This is a genomic window from Bradyrhizobium sp. LB8.2 (assembly GCF_040548035.1).
Lineage (GTDB): Bacteria > Pseudomonadota > Alphaproteobacteria > Rhizobiales > Xanthobacteraceae > Bradyrhizobium.
Window position 1 is genome coordinate 278,989 of record NZ_JBEPQV010000001.1, and the last position, 15,792, is coordinate 294,780.

At 58.0% G+C, this 15,792-nt stretch carries 12 protein-coding genes and 2 pseudogenes; 7 read left to right on the forward strand and 7 right to left on the reverse strand.

Annotation, left to right across the window (positions count from 1 at the left end):
• Positions 1-588: 588 nt before the first annotated feature.
• The 5 genes and pseudogenes from gmd (at position 589) to tnpC (ending at position 5,991) form a co-directional block, all read left to right on the forward strand.
• Positions 589-1,659: a GDP-mannose 4,6-dehydratase gene (gene gmd, locus ABIB06_RS01280; RefSeq protein WP_354068539.1), complete on the forward strand. Its 1,071-nt coding sequence runs from the start codon at positions 589-591 to the stop codon at positions 1,657-1,659.
• A 603-nt stretch (positions 1,660-2,262) separates the two neighbouring features.
• Positions 2,263-3,360, forward strand: coding sequence for an acyltransferase family protein (locus ABIB06_RS01285; RefSeq protein WP_354068537.1), 1,098 nt, complete (start codon positions 2,263-2,265; stop codon positions 3,358-3,360).
• Between the two features lie 230 nt (positions 3,361-3,590).
• Positions 3,591-3,968: pseudogene (gene tnpA, locus ABIB06_RS38850) on the forward strand (IS66-like element accessory protein TnpA); the annotation flags it as partial.
• 16 nt (positions 3,969-3,984) lie between these two features.
• A complete protein-coding gene (gene tnpB, locus ABIB06_RS01295; RefSeq protein ID WP_354068535.1) occupies positions 3,985-4,452 on the forward strand; it encodes an IS66 family insertion sequence element accessory protein TnpB in 468 nt (155 codons plus the stop codon).
• Positions 4,453-4,466: 14 nt separating this feature from the next.
• A pseudogene (gene tnpC, locus ABIB06_RS01300) lies at positions 4,467-5,991 on the forward strand (IS66 family transposase).
• 6 nt (positions 5,992-5,997) lie between these two features.
• Here the strand turns inward: tnpC and tnpB (ABIB06_RS01305) are convergent.
• From tnpB (ABIB06_RS01305) to ABIB06_RS01335, 7 genes are all read right to left on the reverse strand, one after another.
• Entirely contained in the window at positions 5,998-6,354 is a 357-nt protein-coding gene (gene tnpB, locus ABIB06_RS01305; protein WP_354068579.1) for an IS66 family insertion sequence element accessory protein TnpB, read from the reverse strand.
• Positions 6,355-7,488: 1,134 nt separating this feature from the next.
• Complete coding sequence (locus ABIB06_RS01310) at positions 7,489-7,659, reverse strand: hypothetical protein (RefSeq protein WP_354068533.1); 171 nt, start codon at positions 7,657-7,659, stop codon at positions 7,489-7,491.
• A gap of 672 nt (positions 7,660-8,331) precedes the next feature.
• Positions 8,332-8,895, reverse strand: a complete 564-nt coding sequence (locus ABIB06_RS01315; RefSeq protein ID WP_354068531.1) for a hypothetical protein — start codon at positions 8,893-8,895, stop codon at positions 8,332-8,334.
• Entirely contained in the window at positions 8,892-10,067 is a 1,176-nt protein-coding gene (locus ABIB06_RS01320; protein ID WP_354068529.1) for an ERF family protein, read from the reverse strand. The genes ABIB06_RS01315 and ABIB06_RS01320 overlap by 4 nt, the downstream gene beginning before the upstream one ends.
• Positions 10,051-10,914, reverse strand: coding sequence for a YqaJ viral recombinase family protein (locus ABIB06_RS01325; protein ID WP_354068527.1), 864 nt, complete (start codon positions 10,912-10,914; stop codon positions 10,051-10,053). Before ABIB06_RS01325 ends, ABIB06_RS01320 begins: the two co-directional genes overlap by 17 nt.
• A gap of 1,078 nt (positions 10,915-11,992) precedes the next feature.
• Positions 11,993-12,160: a hypothetical protein gene (locus ABIB06_RS01330; RefSeq protein ID WP_354068525.1), complete on the reverse strand. Its 168-nt coding sequence runs from the start codon at positions 12,158-12,160 to the stop codon at positions 11,993-11,995.
• Between the two features lie 1,575 nt (positions 12,161-13,735).
• Positions 13,736-13,981, reverse strand: coding sequence for a helix-turn-helix domain-containing protein (locus ABIB06_RS01335; RefSeq protein ID WP_354068521.1), 246 nt, complete (start codon positions 13,979-13,981; stop codon positions 13,736-13,738).
• A 180-nt stretch (positions 13,982-14,161) separates the two neighbouring features.
• Between ABIB06_RS01335 and ABIB06_RS01340 the strand changes: the two genes are divergently transcribed.
• Together ABIB06_RS01340 and ABIB06_RS01345 are read left to right on the forward strand one after the other, a co-directional pair.
• Positions 14,162-14,677, forward strand: a complete 516-nt coding sequence (locus ABIB06_RS01340) for a hypothetical protein (protein ID WP_354068519.1) — start codon at positions 14,162-14,164, stop codon at positions 14,675-14,677.
• A 449-nt stretch (positions 14,678-15,126) separates the two neighbouring features.
• Positions 15,127-15,783 carry a TetR/AcrR family transcriptional regulator gene (locus ABIB06_RS01345; RefSeq protein ID WP_354068517.1) on the forward strand — a complete coding sequence of 219 codons (657 nt, stop codon included), beginning with the start codon at positions 15,127-15,129 and terminating at the stop codon, positions 15,781-15,783.
• Positions 15,784-15,792 lie beyond the last annotated feature (9 nt).

The following is a 15,792-nucleotide window of genomic DNA, read 5'->3' on the forward strand; positions in this document are numbered from 1 at the left end:
ATCAGCAGCTCCTGTTGTTTACAGCCCCCAGTTTTGGTGGGGGCCGCGTCCGGCCTCGCAAGATTGCAAATCCTGTTAGTCAACCATCCAAAGCCGACTCCTACAACAATGCCCTGATGGACAGCTTTTTCATACCCTGAAGACCGAGCTCGTCCATCATTGCCAATATGGGAACCTGAGCCGAGACCCAACGCGACATCTTCGCCCTCATCAGGGCTTCTACAATTGAACCCGGCTCCATGCCGCCATCGGAATTTCGCCCCGTCGAAATGGAGCTTACAAGCCTCTAAACCCCTCCATGTTTTCGGGAAAGATCACAGTCGAAGTCGCGGCCTTGCGGTCGGCGGCGAAGGTGGTTGTGGCGACGCGTAACGGGTAACTCCGCAAAATTCGCTATGCGCGGTGACGCGCCTCGCAAAGCCTGCTAGATTCACCTTAACGTTCAAAAACCAATCCTTGCTTCGACGAGATGGTTGACCCAAGTGGACAATATGCCCAAGAAGCTAGCTTATTAGTTTTGCGCTAGGACCCTCCAGAACAAGCCCACGTCGGATAGATTCACCAATTCTCGGTAGGAAAAGTCATCTCATGAACGAGCGGGTTGCTCTGATAACGGGCGTCACTGGACAGGATGGCGCCTATCTCGCCGAACATCTATTGTCGCTTGGTTATACTGTTCACGGCGTCAAGCGACGCTCGTCCTCGTTCAACACCGCTCGTGTAGATCATTTGTATAAGGATCCGCATCTGGGGGATGTGCCCTTCCTGATGCACTATGGAGATATGACCGACTCTACGAACCTGATCCGACTGATACAGCAGATCCGGCCAACCGAAATCTACAATCTTGCGGCGCAGAGTCATGTCGGCGTCAGCTTTGAAAGTCCGGAATACACTGCAAACGCGGATGCGATCGGCGTGCTACGACTGCTCGAAGCGATCCGCATCCTCGGTATGGAGAAGCACACGCGGTTCTACCAGGCCTCGACCTCCGAACTCTACGGCCTTGTACAGGAGATCCCGCAGAGGGAAACCACAGGCTTCTATCCGCGTTCGCCATATGCCGTCGCAAAGCTGTATGGGTATTGGATTACGGTGAACTACCGAGAGGCCTATGGAATTTTTGCTTCGAACGGTATCCTTTTCAACCATGAGAGCCCGATCCGCGGTGAGACCTTCGTCACTCGCAAGATTACCCGCGGCGTCTCTCGCATCGAGGTTGGCCTTGAAGATACGCTTTACCTTGGCAATATCAATGCCAAGCGCGACTGGGGCCACGCTAAGGATTACGTTGAAGGCATGCACCTAATGCTTCAGGCCGCGCAACCCGATGACTTCGTACTTGCAACCGGTGAGACGCGCTCAGTACGTGAAATGGTCGAGCTTTCGTTCGGGCACGTCGATCGTCGTATCGAGTGGCACGGCAGGGATGCCGATGAAGTTGGGATTGATATAAAATCTGGCAAGGTCGTGGTTAGAATTGATCCGACCTATTTCCGACCAACCGAGGTCGAACTTCTCATCGGCGATTCCAGCAAGGCGCGCGATAAACTTGGTTGGAAGCCGAAACGGTCATTTACGCAGCTCGTCGAAGAGATGATGGCGAGCGATTTGGCGGAAGCGCGACGGGACGCGGCGCATGGCAAGCGCTCCAGTTGAGCTGAAGGCAAGAGCGTCTGCGTCGCTAGCATCGTTGGCATTGGGCATGGTTGGCAGCGCGATCGTGGGCCGACTTGGACGAGGGGACGCTCGTCTCTTCTGGTAGAGCGGAGCCAGGTTGGCCTCTGCTGCCAAGCAACCGCGTTCGACTGGTGTGCCCAGGTGCGCCCTAAGGTAGTCTCCCGGCTGCTGCCAAGGTCGGTGGTGTTGTTACCACACGCTTCGAGTCAAATTGTCCTGCGACAACACGCGTTTGGGCAGAGCGCGGTCCAGACAGTGCATTTAGCGTTCAGGCCGAATGCAATTTAGTAATCACTCCGCGTTTGTTGTAGAGATCCTCTTCGCCCTCGATCGCAATGGATCGGGTTGAGTTTTCGTCACTACACCACCGAGCGCGGCATTCAAAAGCCGCAAGGGGCAGATCAAGTTTTTATCAAGCCGGGAAGCAAATTGCTTAAAGCCGGCCAAATTGATTAAGGTTGATAGGTTTTGTTAATCCGAAGAAGCGTTCGAATGTTCAGCGGTGTAATGATATCCATCCTGGTCCCACTGAGCGGGTGGGGTGACTAAGCTTAGTGCCTCCAATCAGCGAGATGCATCGAGATGCCGGTCCTTGGATGCGACTCTTCGCTTGGCGGTAAAGGCTCAGTTCGTGGGCCGAACGCGATGACAAACAGATTGCGATCAATCGACGTCCTGCGCGGTGTCGCTGCCGCGGCAGTCATGGCCTTTCATTACGAAGGGATGCTATCGCTCGAGTGGTCGAACTATTGGTCTGATCTCAAAGCAGAACATTTTCACCTCGGTTTGATGGGGGTGGAGCTCTTTTTCATACTCAGCGGGTTCGTCATACTGCTCACGCTGGAAAAAACTTATGATCTGTATCGCTTCGTAGTCGGTCGAATAGCGCGACTTTATCCCGCCTATATCGTTTCGGTCCTATTATCCGCTGCGTTTCTTCTGAGTATTGATGCTGCCACACCTTTGCAAGCTGTTGTGAACATAACGATGCTGCAAAAGTTTGTTGGGTTCCAAAACCTGATCAGTCCTTATTGGACGCTAACTTATGAACTGTTATTCTACGCGGTCATGGGGATCATTTTTCAGCTCGGCTTCGTGAACAAGATTGAATACCTGTCGATTATCTGGTTGCTAGCGGCCCATTTCACCCGGATGATCAACATCGAGCTCAGTGCTTGGCAGAGTTTCGCCTCGATGATTAATTTCGGGCATTTATTCATTGCTGGAATGATGATTTTTCGTTTGGTTTCCGGGCATCGAAGCCTGGTGACGCTCAGTGCATTGATGCTTGCTGTTTCTTACTCTTCATTTGGACGCAATGATTGGGCTCAAATTCCTCCAGCAACTTATTTTTGCGTTAATGCAGCGTTCATAGCAATCGTCTGGTGGGCTGCGGCGGCCTCTGCGCGTCAATCGACATGCCTTGTTAGCATCGGGGAGCTATCCTACTCACTCTACCTTCTTCATGTGCCGGTTTGCCTTATGCTCATATGGTCAGCCGATTTACTGTTACTCTGGCGCAGTTTCGCCATCTCCCTCGCAGTGCCCGTGTCGTTCGGTTTGGCATACTTGTCCAGACGGTTTATCGAAATTCCCGGTCGAATCTACATTGCTGAAGTGGTCTTCGGAGGACTGCGCCACGCGTGGGCTTCGATAGAGCGCGGCAAGGACAATCAATGATCTATTTGAAATTTGTTTCAGAGACATTTGGATCGGTGGTTCATGTCTAACAATTCCGAGCCTTTGGTATCCGTGCGGGAGCGGAAAGATCGATGTCAGAAATTGCGCTAGCTTAGCGGTGTTACACATAAGAATTTGTAGCGAGTAGCTCCAGCAAACCGCGCGTTCTTGCGTATGCTTCCGGTGAGGGCCGCCTTGCCGAATGAGGCGTGTTGTTGAGAACTGTCCTTATGGACAGTGATAGGCGCAGTGCCCAAGTCGAATGGCTCGAAGTAGTGGACACAGGCCGGCGGCGGCGCTGGTCCGAGGATGAGAAGCTCAAGATCGTCCTGGAGAGCTTACAAGCGCCGCGCCAGGTCGCTGCGACGGCGCGGCGATATGGCGTTTCGCGCTCACTGCTGCTGCGATGGCGACGGTCGTTTCGGCCTGAGCCGAAGGATGCCGCCCATCAACCTGGCTTCGTACCGGCGATGGTGGTGGCGGAATCAGGTCCGGCGCCCTGTCCAGTCGCGCCGGCCAGCAGCGGCGGGACGATCGAGATCGAGTTTGCTGCCGGGGCTCGGATGAGGATCACGGGTACGGGCGACGCGGCCACGCTGAAGGCCGCAGTGGCGGCGCTGGCAGATGGACGCCTACGTGATCCCTATTGCGTCAGGCGTGCGGGTGTGGATTGCGACCGGCCACACCGATATGCCTCGGGGCATGAACTCGCCGGGCTCACTGGTGCAGGAAGCCTTCAGGCGAGACCCGCACGGCGGCGACCTCTATGTGTTCCGTGGCAAAAGCGGCAAGCTGATCAAGATCCTTTGGCACGATGGGCTGGGCATGTCGCTTTATGCCAAGCGGCTGGAGCGCGGCCGCTTCCTGTGGCCATCGCCGGCTGATGGCGTCGTGACAATTACCCCAGCTCAGCTTGGCTACCTGCTGGAGGGCATCGACTGGCGGATGCCGCAACATACCTGGCGACCGCAGGCGGCTGGCCGATCGCTGAGATTTGAATCGCCGTCGCGACCAGCAGTTCGGACAGAGACCGCGTCTTGTGATTCTCTAGTCGGCGATGGGGCACTGATGGTTCTCTTCCCGACGATGTGACTACCCTGCAGGCGATGCTGCGCGTCGAGCGAGCGGCCCGGTTGAACGCGGAAGCCGAGGCCCAGGCGGGGACCTTGCTGATCGAGAAGCTCAAGCTCACGATCAAGAAGCTGCGGCACGAGCAGTTCGGACAGTCCTCCGAGCGAGGCGCCTTGCTGGACCAGCTCGAGCTACAGCTCGCCGATCTGGAGGAGAACGCGGCGCAAGCTGAGACCGCGGCGCAGATGGCAGCCGAGAAGATTGCGGTGCCATCGTTCCAGCGCCGCAAGCCGGCCCGCCGTCCGCTGCCGGAGCTTTTGCATCGGGAGCGCATTGTCTATCCGGTGCCTGCCACCTGCCCATGCTGCGGCGACAGCCGATTGCGCAAAATTTGGCGAGGACGTGATCGAGACGCTGGAACTCGTTCCGCGCCAATGGAAGGTGATCCAGCATGTGCGCGAGAAGCTCGTCTGCCGGGCCTTCGAAGCGATCACCCAGCCGCCGGCTCCTTCGCACCCGATTGCGCGCGGGCGTGCAGGGCCCAAGCTGCTGGCTCATGTCCTGTTCGCCAAGTATGGCCTGCACCTGCCGCTTCATCGTCAGAGTGACGTCTACCAGCGTGAGGGCATCGACCTCGACGTCTCGACGCTCGCGGACTGGGTAGGTGCCTCCGCAGCAAGCCTGATGCCTTTGGTCGATTCGATCCGGAGCCACGTCTTCGCAGCCGAGCGCATCCACGCGGATGACACCTCGGTGCCGGTCCTGGCCAAGGGCAAGACCCGGACCGGCCGGCTCTGGACTTACGTGCGCGACGACCGTCCGTTTGCCGGCGCAGATCCGCCGGCGGCCGTGTTCTTCTACTCGCCCGATCGTTGCGGTGCGCATCCGGAGCAGCATCTGGCAGGCTATGCCGGACTGATGCAGGCTGACGCCTACGCCGGCTTTGGCAGGCTCTACGAGGCCAATCGCAAGGGCGGCCCGATCATCGAGGCCGCATGCTGGGCTCACGGCAGACGCAAGTTCTTTGATCTGGCACGGCTCAGCAAGGCGCCAATCGCGGCCGAGGCGGTCAAGCGCGTCGATGTCCTGTTCGCCATCGAGCGCGAGATCAACGGACTTCCTGCGCAGGAGCGTCTGCGTGTGCGCCAGGAGCGTAATCGCCCCCTGATCGGCGAACTGGGGGTGTGGTTGCGCGAGCAGCGCGCCAAGCTCTCTAGGAACAACGACACGGCCAAGGCGATCAATTACTGCCTCAGCCGCTGGGATGCATTTAGCCGCTTCCTTGATGACGAACGGCTTTGCATGTCGAACAATGCTGCTGAACGTGAGCTACGGGCAGTCGCCATCGGGCGAAAAAATTGAACCTTCGCCGGGTCCGATGAGGGCGGTCGGCGTGCTGCTGCCATCTACAGCCTCATCGCCGCCGCAAAGCTCAACGACGTCGACCCGCAGGCTTGGCTTGCCGACGTGCTGGCGCGCCTACCTGATCACTCTGCCAAGCGCATTGACGAACTGCTGCCTTGGAATTGGCAGCCCCAAAGCGTCGCTCACGCAGCTTGAGCGCGATCAGCCTTCCCGAAAACGGCCTGCTGGGTGCCTTCGCCGGATTCGTACGTTCTTGCGGCAAACCTTGATGCCTTGGATTGATCGTTGGACCGTATTGTTGCGGAGTTCGATGCGGCCGTCGTCAATGCAGGACGCCCTGAAGTCTGCAAGATGGCTGAACAGAAGACGCCTTCCTCGAGCCGCTTGGCGAACAGCCACAAACCCGTACCATCTCAGACGATCGCTTGATCCGGTCTGCGCGCTTGGCACGGACATATAAACAGCCGTCGAGAACGGATCGGCCCTCATGTGTTCACGCACCAAAATAGCAAGCCTCTCCATTCTCTTGCGGAAGTCGACTGGCTTGGTTGCCACCATCACCCGGGCAGTGCCGGACGAGCCGATCACCGGCTTGCCTTCGGGGCATGGACGATGGCCGCAGTCAGCGCCACGTCCGCGCCTCGGCCGTCCCGATAGTGACGCTTTCGGCTTCGATCCTCGATGCCCCCGACATCCGGCTTAGCCTCGTGTTGCGCTCATGGCCAGCAACCGCGATTGGCGCCATGGCGTACCACCCGCAGGTGCAAACTGCGGATCGTCAGGCATCGGCGCCAGCTGCTGGCGCGCTTGCCAGCGCCAAGTGAACACTTGTTGTGAGGGGCAGCCCGTGTCGCTGGTACTCGGAAACGACTGCGTCTGGTACCAGCGGTCCCTCGACAATTCGGGCTTGTCGTCCTTGAACCGAGGGCGTCGTCTCGCCTCTGCGGTCGCTTCCAGCCGGCGCGCCGTCACGTAGGACCTAAGCGCATGGTCAAGCATAGACACAAGCCGATTCCCTTCAAAGAGATCGTGAAATTAGCCTATTCCATGTGCCGCGAGAAGGTAGGAGCGGAACGACGCTTACCGAAGGTCAAGAAAATGCTGCGGGAAGTTCTTGAGCGAGACGGACACAACGCGTCTCTTCAGCGCGAACAGCTGCTAAGGTTGCGGGTAGCGAAAGAAGGAGCTTCTGCGGATTAAGGTGTAGTGTCGCTCTTGGGCCTGCATTGACAACCGCTAACCGTCGTTGACCAGAGTTTCGGGTGCGGAAGCGCGTTGGTCGCGCCGCCGCTAATCGGCGCGAAACGGTGATCAAACAACTTGCGGCAGCATCTGAGATCGAAGGCTCGTCCTCAACGACTGCGCGAAAACGCCTCCCATCACGATGACGTCCGTTGCTTAGAATAAATTGGCTATGATCCCAATCGCTTCTTCGCCAAAAGATGGGCTCGCCAGAAAACAGTTCCCGCCAAACGAGATGAAGTTGCCAATATAGAACGTAACAAACACCCGCAATCACTTTGTCCTTATTCCGTGCGTGGTGGGCCTGTACGACGAGATTGAAGCCGAGAACGATCGACAATTAAACCTCGAAGCCTGCGATTGCCCGAGGCTGCAGCGATCAAAACAATGGGGCAACGCGCTCGGTCCGTTGAAGGGATTACCTGGGACGGGAGAGCCGATAACCCTCGGTCACGGGAGATGATCCAGTTTTTGACTAGCATTGCCATATTTAGATCGACTCTCGTCGATTCGCTTCTGCCGCCGCTTCTTTTGCGTCAATTCGATCCAGATGTTACTTGCGAACACCCACCCAACAAGCACTGCGACCGACACGCCGATGGCGATAACAAAGAGTTTCATCGGACCTTCTGCCTGCGCCCCCTCTCCCTCTTAAGTGGCGTTTCAGCCGAATGTGTGACGCGGCCGGGAAGGCGAGAGTTTGAGAGCAGTGAACCGGGATTCTTAGGCGGCTTTTAAAAATGCCGACCCGACTGTGGGCATAGAGATCAGCAGCGGAAGCGACACATCTGATGATCGGAAGTAAGGCGCCGCTAATAGCTGTCTGGAGGAACGAGGAACAAAGCCGAGCGAACTCGCTTGAGCGTTTTCCCGGTTCGCCCCGAGTTGGCGGAGCTACCCCTGCCCATCCTCAACAGCACCTGAAGCCGGGGCCGCCTCTTCGCATCCGGCAATATACGCATCCGGCAGTATCGGGTTGGTCGTACGCGTCCGTCCCGTTGATCGCGTCGGATCGTCTCGACGGGGGCATCTAACTCGCTTTTCGGAGTATGATCAGATGCGCCTGGTGCGAGACGGACGAGCAGAGCGCAAACCGCGAAATGACGTCGGGCGACATCATTTTGGCCGGTATGAACTTCGGCTCAGTTCGTGGCATTCAACCCATCGAGAGAGTTGCTCTCGCGACGCGACAGAGGACATCGCAGATGCCCCAGCGCGCCGCTCGGGTGAGCTCGACCTGCCGCCCGACCGAACGTTACCGCATCGTTGCGTCACTGCCTGACGAGCGCTAATCTATTGCGGTATTCTTGGCCGCCTGAAGTTGTTTATCTCCTTCAACAGAATTAGCCGCCGAAGCTGCGCTCCGTTTAGCAGCGACTCAAACAGAACGAGGATTTCGCGTGCCTGAACGTAGACTTCCATGTTGATCGAATGTTGATCGAAGCCGTACGATCGAAGACGTGCTTCGATATCGATCGCAGCAGAGGCGTCCAGTTGCCAATCCAGCGCGTTATGGGCAGTGTAAATCTCGGCTACATTTTGGAAATCTGGAGCAATGCGCGCGACATCAATGCGGCGCAGCGTCATTTCAATTGCCTTTTGGCGGTAGGTGTCCAAGAGTCTATGCCGCAGGACGCGGTAGCGTTTCATCTCCCAGGAGAGTTCAGCGATATCGATTGCAAGTAGCCATTCAATCGCAGATTGAGGGCCGATGTCGCGGAAGATTGCGGCTTGTACCGCATGATATTGATTGATGCTCTCCCCGGGCAGAAGTTCAGGCGGTGGACACAGCGCCTCAAACTCAGACGGCACGATGCTTCCCAAGTGCGGTTGAATTGAGCCGACAGGGACATTCATTGATCTCGCGCCTCCGATCCCGGACGTGAAGTCGCTGCAGCGAAATCTGCTCCGATGGCGAGGTGGACAGGGCTTGCATCCCAAAGCTCCTTCGCGACCAGTAAGGGCGAAATTTGCAGATTGGTCCACCAGGCTCTTTCGTCTCCGTGTCGATGTAGGGATAGGTGATGGGATCGGCAAAGCGGGACGGTGAACTCGTCGCTGACTTTTCGTCCCAGGGCCCGCGGTTGAGCGAATTTCAAGTGATGCGCATCAACGGGGGTATTCTGGCAGATCAGGCAACCCTGGCTGCGGATAAAGGCGAGGTGGTCCTTGCTTCGTCTCCGAGGCGGCTCTTTCGGGAAGGCGAGGCCGACCTGTGCTCCGGGAGAGACGTGAGCAGGTGCGTGGACTTCGCCGATCTCCAAAGGATGTTTCTCAGGTGGAGGCCCTTCGACCGCTGGCATGGCCTCGTGGTCTGCTATATCGAGATCGGGAAGGGCGGCTTCCTCGGACCTCTTCTGGTAGGCGGCCTCGAGAATGCCGGCGTCCGCCTCCAGAAGAGTGTTCTTGAGCGGGAGGCTGATCTTGGCCCAGGCGAGCAGGTCCTCACCGCCTTCTCGAATCGCAAGCTCACCCAAGAGCCGATCCAATAGCTCGGCGGAGCGGTCAGGCGGCAGCACGGGAGAGCGGTTCAGGACGCCTTTGAGCGGCTTTCCTTTTGGTGCTGGCGCGATCTGTGGTTCGGCGGCGGGAGAACCGGTCCCGAGGTCCGGCGCGTCCAGATCGTCCTCCCCGGCGATTCCGACCAAGGCAAACAGCGCGTAGCGGCGGGCATACGTCAGGGCCGCTCCCATCCGATGCGGTGCTTCGACCTCCTTGGAGGCGCAGACCGGAAGGTCCGAGGAGATCCATTCTCCCGAAGCGTGGGCGAGCAGGGTGGTAAGGTGAATCTGCCCGGTTGGCTGCTCGATCCGGGTGGTCTGGATCGTGGCGATTTCCTGCTGGCTTAGCGTCCTGCGGACGATGTCCAGGCCGCTCGCGAGGGAAGCGTAGCGGAAAGTCCGGTCTGCTTCCCGCGGGAAGGGCGATCTGATGACGGCGGTCAGGGTTTTCTCGGGGTTCATCAGTTCGGCCTGGGCTCGGGCGAGAGCGGCCGCGATGGTCCCGATCCGCTCACTGGACTGGTGCATAAGAATCCTCCGCCGGCTGAGCCTCGAAGCTGATCGCGCCCGACTTCGAACGCTTGGCCTTGATGCCGTGCCCGGTCGCCTCCCTGGCATCCTCCGGCATCAGCTTTTTCAGATCCGCTTTGGCCGTCTCGTGCTCGCCGTGGGCCTCTCGCGTCCGCAGGTAGGTCGCCGCCAGCTCAGCCCATTGGTTCGAGGTCGACATATCGACGACCTTGACCGCCTCGAGTCTGGGGCGGGGCGTTTCGATATTGAAGAGAATGGGCGGTTCGCCGCTTTGTACACAACGCCAGAACTTCTTTTCGGCCGTGAGCAGGAGATGTTGATAGAGCGGATCAGCGTGGATCTTGATCTCGACCCATTTGCCGCCACCAGTGATGATCGAGAGCACCGCGCTGCGAGACGCGGTGACCCACATATTATGCTGTAGCTGCGCCATGTGCTTCTCGGCCGCAGCTTCCTCTGTAAAGGCCCAAGGCAGCATGAACTTGGCTTCGAAGACGGCGCCGGTCTGTTCGACGGTCCCATCAAGCGTTGCGGCCATCCATTTGTGGATGGGATGACGAATTCGTTTCTGAATGTCCTTAACCGTGTGACCGCTCGCGCGCTGGTACCAGGCGCGGTTCAAGACCTCCGTCACGGTGCCGAGCTGGACAATCAAATTGTCCGAGAGATCCTGCAGTTCGATTTCACCGCGCTTTTCCCGCCAAAGGCGGACGAGGTTCTCCTGGTCGTCTCCCATTATGATGCGGGCATCTGAGCCGCCGATGAAATGCCGTCGATCATTCGGATTGAAATGCATGATGGGATGCCGTGGCTCGGCCACGCCGTCACTCTGTACGCTACGCACGGGTATCTCCTACTTCCAGAACAGCGGCGCTCTTCGCCGCACTGCCTGAAGCCCCGCGTCCGCGAGGTGAGATACCGGTGCTGCCATCGCGCCCGGCCGACTCAGTAACGCTCCGATCGCCCGGGAATGCCAGTCCTTTCTGCAGCAATCTTATTGCTCATATCGTCTCTCAATCTGGTCCGCACCCCTTCAGCGCAAAAGCGACAAATCGAACCCAAATAAACCGAAAGCGGCAAAGCAGCGACGTCGCCTCCGGGTTTGAAGCTACGATATGGTTCATGCCTGCCTTGCGCGGCGCGGTCGGCCTCTTCCGCCGGCCCTTAACGTTGACCGGTGAGGTTAATCGCAGCTATCGCTTGTCGGTTCCATCACTCGGCCTGTATTGCCTTGAATTCCCTAGGGCAGGCCAGAATGCTTGATCGAACTGAGCAGACCGATGAGTCGACTAGCCGGCAAAGGCGCATCGTCGACCATCTCTTGCCGATTGTCTTCTTCGGGGCCGCCGGCCTGGCCATGATTGCTTGGATTGTGGCGCTTGGCTGGGTAAGTTTTCGATTGATAGTCTGGATTATTTCCTGATTTGGATTGTACCTGCCATGAACGATTTTGAAGGCCTTTCCGATCATTTCCTCTTGCGGATGTACGAGTTCATCCGAAACGAAGTTAGGGCCGACGCCTTGGCTGGCACGAGCCTGGTCGGCGCCGGGTGGACGACGGGCGGAGCGACTGTCTACGGAGATCGAACGCCGCGGGCTACTGTGCAAACGTAATAGTGCAGGCGAGGCGCCCATTGAATTGCCGAAGACGTACTCAACCTAATCACTCGAGGCATACTGCGTGTCGATGGAGGCTACAGCGAGCTCATAGCCCAGGTTCAAGAATCCTGGTCGAGTCCGTCCAGAGCACTTAAGAGAAAGGCTCCGGCACCCATGATCCACACACAAGTCATGCGACTTAGCTAGATCGGAACGCGAGGCGCCGTACAGTCCGCGATTCTATACGACATATAACTCACCGGTCGCTCCCGCGCCAGCCGAAGACTTGAATTGCCTTCCAGCTTGGGCTTAGATCAAACGGTTCAGAACTTCATTTCATTTCTTGATTGCCCTTTTCCCGGATTTTGAATGCGGGTCGTTTTGACTGCCTTGGGCGGCTGGCTGCTGCTGAATTCGGCTTTTGTGTTGATTGTGATTCCGCTGCGCAAATCGTCGGCGGCCGCCCCGGTAACCAGGCTGATCAGCGTCATCAAGAGCCTTTTTAGAAAGGCGAAGAAATAGCAAAAATCCTCAGCGCCCGCCTCTCCTCTGAGAGTGATTGAGACTGGTCCAGTCGGATAGCGATTGTGCCCACGTTCGCGCGCGAAAAGATATCGCCTCAGCGCGTTGTGTTAGAATGCTGGCGTGCCTGGTTGTGTGTCCAGCAACACTTCGCTCAAAAGCGAGGTTGAACTCCTCGTCGGATGGAGGGACGCCAGCATAGAGCACGCACCAGAGCACACGGCCTCATGACGTCAGAACGAAAGATCGAAGCGAACAGGCTGAACGCAAAGCGAAGCACAGGGCCGAAGACGAAGGCGGGAAAAGCGAAGTCGAGCCGCAATGCCCGTCAGCATGGCCTCTCGCGCCTGAAGGCGGAGGACGATGCTAGCTCCAGCCCATTAGTGCGCGCGATCACAACAGCATTCGCGCAGTATGACACCTCGTTGGGTATGGATGATCTGGTCCGTGCTAGTCTACGGTTGGGTCGCATCCGACAGACCCGCCATGACATGCTTATAGCGCTGCTGGAATGCCCGAGTCCAAAGCTAGCGAAGCGTCTTATTGGATTGGAGCGCTATGACAAGCCGGTCCGGGCCGCGCGACGGCGTGTCTTGAAGCGCTGGCAGGATGAGAAAGAGTAAATGGTGGGCGGCTGGGACATTGCGCTTAGAAAGTCTGCCGATCCATGCCTTGTCGATCGCATGAACTGTCAGAATTCGATGTTGCGCAACTATGCGCCATTCGAGCTGATAATTGGATAGCGATCGTTGCCCATGCTAAGGTTCCTGCCGCTCGTGCCTCAATCCGCAGCGAGCAACACAAGTTCCAGCATCATGGGACCGAGCCCGTTACCTCGCTATTCTGAATGCTGCAGCCTCGACAAATAACCAACTTCGAGGTCAGCTGTCGGTCGTTCTCGGCTTCAATCTCGTCGTGTACGACCCACCACCCATCTGAATAAGGACGAAGGGTAGCGATTGTCTTTTGGCGTTCGACATTGCGCTCCTTACCCGTTTGTGAGAGGTCCATCGGCGCTTGACGACTTCTTTTCACCGGAACGAGATGGGGGGCGGGACCAAGTCCATCCCAGGCAACAACGGACGTCATCCTAGCTGAGGGCGTACCGGCGCAGCCGCTGAGGATGAGCGCTATAGTAGCAGATGTTATCGCGAGTTGCCTGACCACCGCTTCGTGCCGCCTTGCGCGGCACGACCAACAAAGTTCCGCCGATGGAACCCTAATAAAAGCCGGTTAGCATTCTGTTAACGCGGGCGTCCAAGCACGACCGCAGGCCGCGAACTCTCGCTTTCCGCTCGTCAATCTGAACCGACCCGCAGCAGAAGGAATAGTCCTCGAATTGCGCTATCGGGTCGCCTCTCGAGATCTGAGGTCGCTGAAGACTGAGCAACACGTTGCAAGCCATCACCAGACACGCTGAGAGTTCTTAAGTGGTCGCGATCATGAAAGCCGATAGCTGAAATCAAGCAGCGCTCGTGAGGAAGGGCTCATATCCAGCTTCGCGAGCCAAGCTAGACGCGATCGGAGCAATACCTGCCCGGCAGCTATTGTTTTCTTCCGCGGATAAACCGCCGCAGCAGTTTCAACGGATCGGCTCCAAGTGCCTCGGCAATGGCGATGAACTCGATGACATCCAACCGCCGCTCGCCGCCCTCATATTTGGCGACAAAGGACTGCGGTTTGCGCAGCTCCTTGGCGAGAGCCTGCTGGCGGATGCCGGCCTTATGTCGCGTTGCGACAAGAAGAGCGATGAGCCGGGCGTATTCGGCGGATTTGAGGGATTTTTCCATGGCCGCCGGGGCGCTTGCGATTCGGCGGCGGTCAATCTGATCCTAGAACAGGATTATCCCAAAAGAGGATAACATTAACTCTGCTGTGCGAAGCTGACTGGCGGGGATCGCGGTTGCCCTGGACTTGTCCGGCCAGCGGAGCGCAATGGCGGGGTATGACCTAACCCAAGGAGTTTGACAGTGCTCACTGAACTGCATCAAGACCCGCTTACATCTCACTCCCGCGCCTCCAGTATTCGGGAGCAGGCGCTCTTTCACCTTCTGCTCGGAGAGCTCATGGCCACGCGTTGGCAGCAGGGCCGCCACGACATCGAGGTGCTCAAGAGCGAGGTGGATCGGGGCGGCTACGACATCGTATTAGAAGCCAGCGGGATCCTTCGGCATATCCAGTTGAAGTCGACCTTTTCGGGCTCCGCGGTCCGGCACGTGACCGTCAGCACCCAGCTGCTCGAAAAGCCCAGCGGCTGCGTGATTTGGCTTGAGGTGAACCAGCAGACATTGACGTTGGGGCGCTACTTCTGGTTCGGTGGCCAGCCGGGAGAAAGGTTGCCGGATTTGGGCTCGAAGGTCAGCCGGCATTCGCGCGGTGACAGCACCGGACAGAAGCTCGAACGACCCATGCATCGCGACCTCGGCAAGGCCTGCTTTGAGCGCATCGATAGCGCAGATGATTTGCTCGCCAGGTTGTTCGGATGAAAGACGACGCGGGCTAGGAAGCGGCAGCTTGCATGATCGGCTATCGGCGGTCGTTCTCTCGACCGGTCGCGTCAGTCGGAGGTTCAGGGCAGTGGCGGCCATGACTGATCGCGGGGGCGCGGGCGGATAGACGAAAAAGTCGATAGCCTCGCCAAGGCCTAGGGAAGGCCGTGGAGGAGATTTGGCTCCGGTCTGCACCCGGACAGGGCCAGAATCCCATAAATCGTGCCTTGCGCGGGTTTCCGCGGCGCCGTCGTCAATTTCGGTGGGTCGAAAACATTAACAAAAACAGCAGCTTATGTGGAACCTCAGCCGGCTCTGATGGCGTGTTGGTGCGCGTATCGGACGGCAGATGCGCGGCGGGCCCTCGGCGCCGGCGGCTTGCGGTAGAGGAAGATTGGCATGAGTTGTGCTATAATCGACTGATACATGGTTGAGGAGCCAATTTGATGCGCAAGCTTCCCAAAACGGAACAGCCGGCCAGTTTCGGATTCGACAAGCCCGCCAGGGAGCGCTTGATCGACGCCGCCCAGAAGATGTTTCGTTTTCTCGGAATCAGGGTCGCGAACGGCTTGATCGCCCACGAGGCGCATTCGAATATGGAAACCCTGGTCAAGTATTTCGGCAATGGCGATGCGCTGATCAGCTATTTCATCAAGTCGTTGATTGCGGAGTCGGAGACGGTTTGGGCGGTGATAACGGAGGATCATCTAGGCGATGCGGAGGCGCAGCTGCGGGGTTGGCTTGCGACGGAGCAAGAGAGTGCGGGTCTTCCGATGCAGTCCCAGATGCTGCTCGCGCGCACGGCGGCGGAATTGTACGAGCATCGCAAGAACCCCAATCTCAGCGAGATCGAACAGTATTGGCAGGCCGAGCGGCGGCGGGTGGTCGGGCTTTGTCGATCCTCCGGATTGCGCGATCCCGTGGACCTTGCCGACAAGCTCTTGCTGATGGTTCACGGCGCACGTAACGAGCGTAATGCCTACGGGGCGTTTGCGCCAAGCCGGTTGCTGCAGCAGGCGGGGAATGAACTTCTGGTCGGGCACGGCGCCTCCAGCTTGGTGAAAGTCGAGAATACAGTTGAGCCCAAAGCAGATCGTGCATGACCAAAGCCA

Coding starts and splice junctions, on each gene's coding strand:
- gmd (WP_354068539.1), top strand. CDS start 589: ATGAACGAGCGGGTTGCTCTGATAACGGGCGTCACTGGACAGGATGGC.
- ABIB06_RS01285 (WP_354068537.1), top strand. CDS start 2,263: ATGCCGGTCCTTGGATGCGACTCTTCGCTTGGCGGTAAAGGCTCAGTT.
- tnpB (WP_354068535.1), top strand. CDS start 3,985: ATGGACGCCTACGTGATCCCTATTGCGTCAGGCGTGCGGGTGTGGATT.
- tnpB (WP_354068579.1), bottom strand. CDS start 6,354: ATGGTGGCAACCAAGCCAGTCGACTTCCGCAAGAGAATGGAGAGGCTT.
- ABIB06_RS01310 (WP_354068533.1), bottom strand. CDS start 7,659: ATGAAACTCTTTGTTATCGCCATCGGCGTGTCGGTCGCAGTGCTTGTT.
- ABIB06_RS01315 (WP_354068531.1), bottom strand. CDS start 8,895: ATGAATGTCCCTGTCGGCTCAATTCAACCGCACTTGGGAAGCATCGTG.
- ABIB06_RS01320 (WP_354068529.1), bottom strand. CDS start 10,067: ATGCACCAGTCCAGTGAGCGGATCGGGACCATCGCGGCCGCTCTCGCC.
- ABIB06_RS01330 (WP_354068525.1), bottom strand. CDS start 12,160: ATGACGCTGATCAGCCTGGTTACCGGGGCGGCCGCCGACGATTTGCGC.
- ABIB06_RS01335 (WP_354068521.1), bottom strand. CDS start 13,981: ATGGAAAAATCCCTCAAATCCGCCGAATACGCCCGGCTCATCGCTCTT.
- ABIB06_RS01345 (WP_354068517.1), top strand. CDS start 15,127: ATGCGCAAGCTTCCCAAAACGGAACAGCCGGCCAGTTTCGGATTCGAC.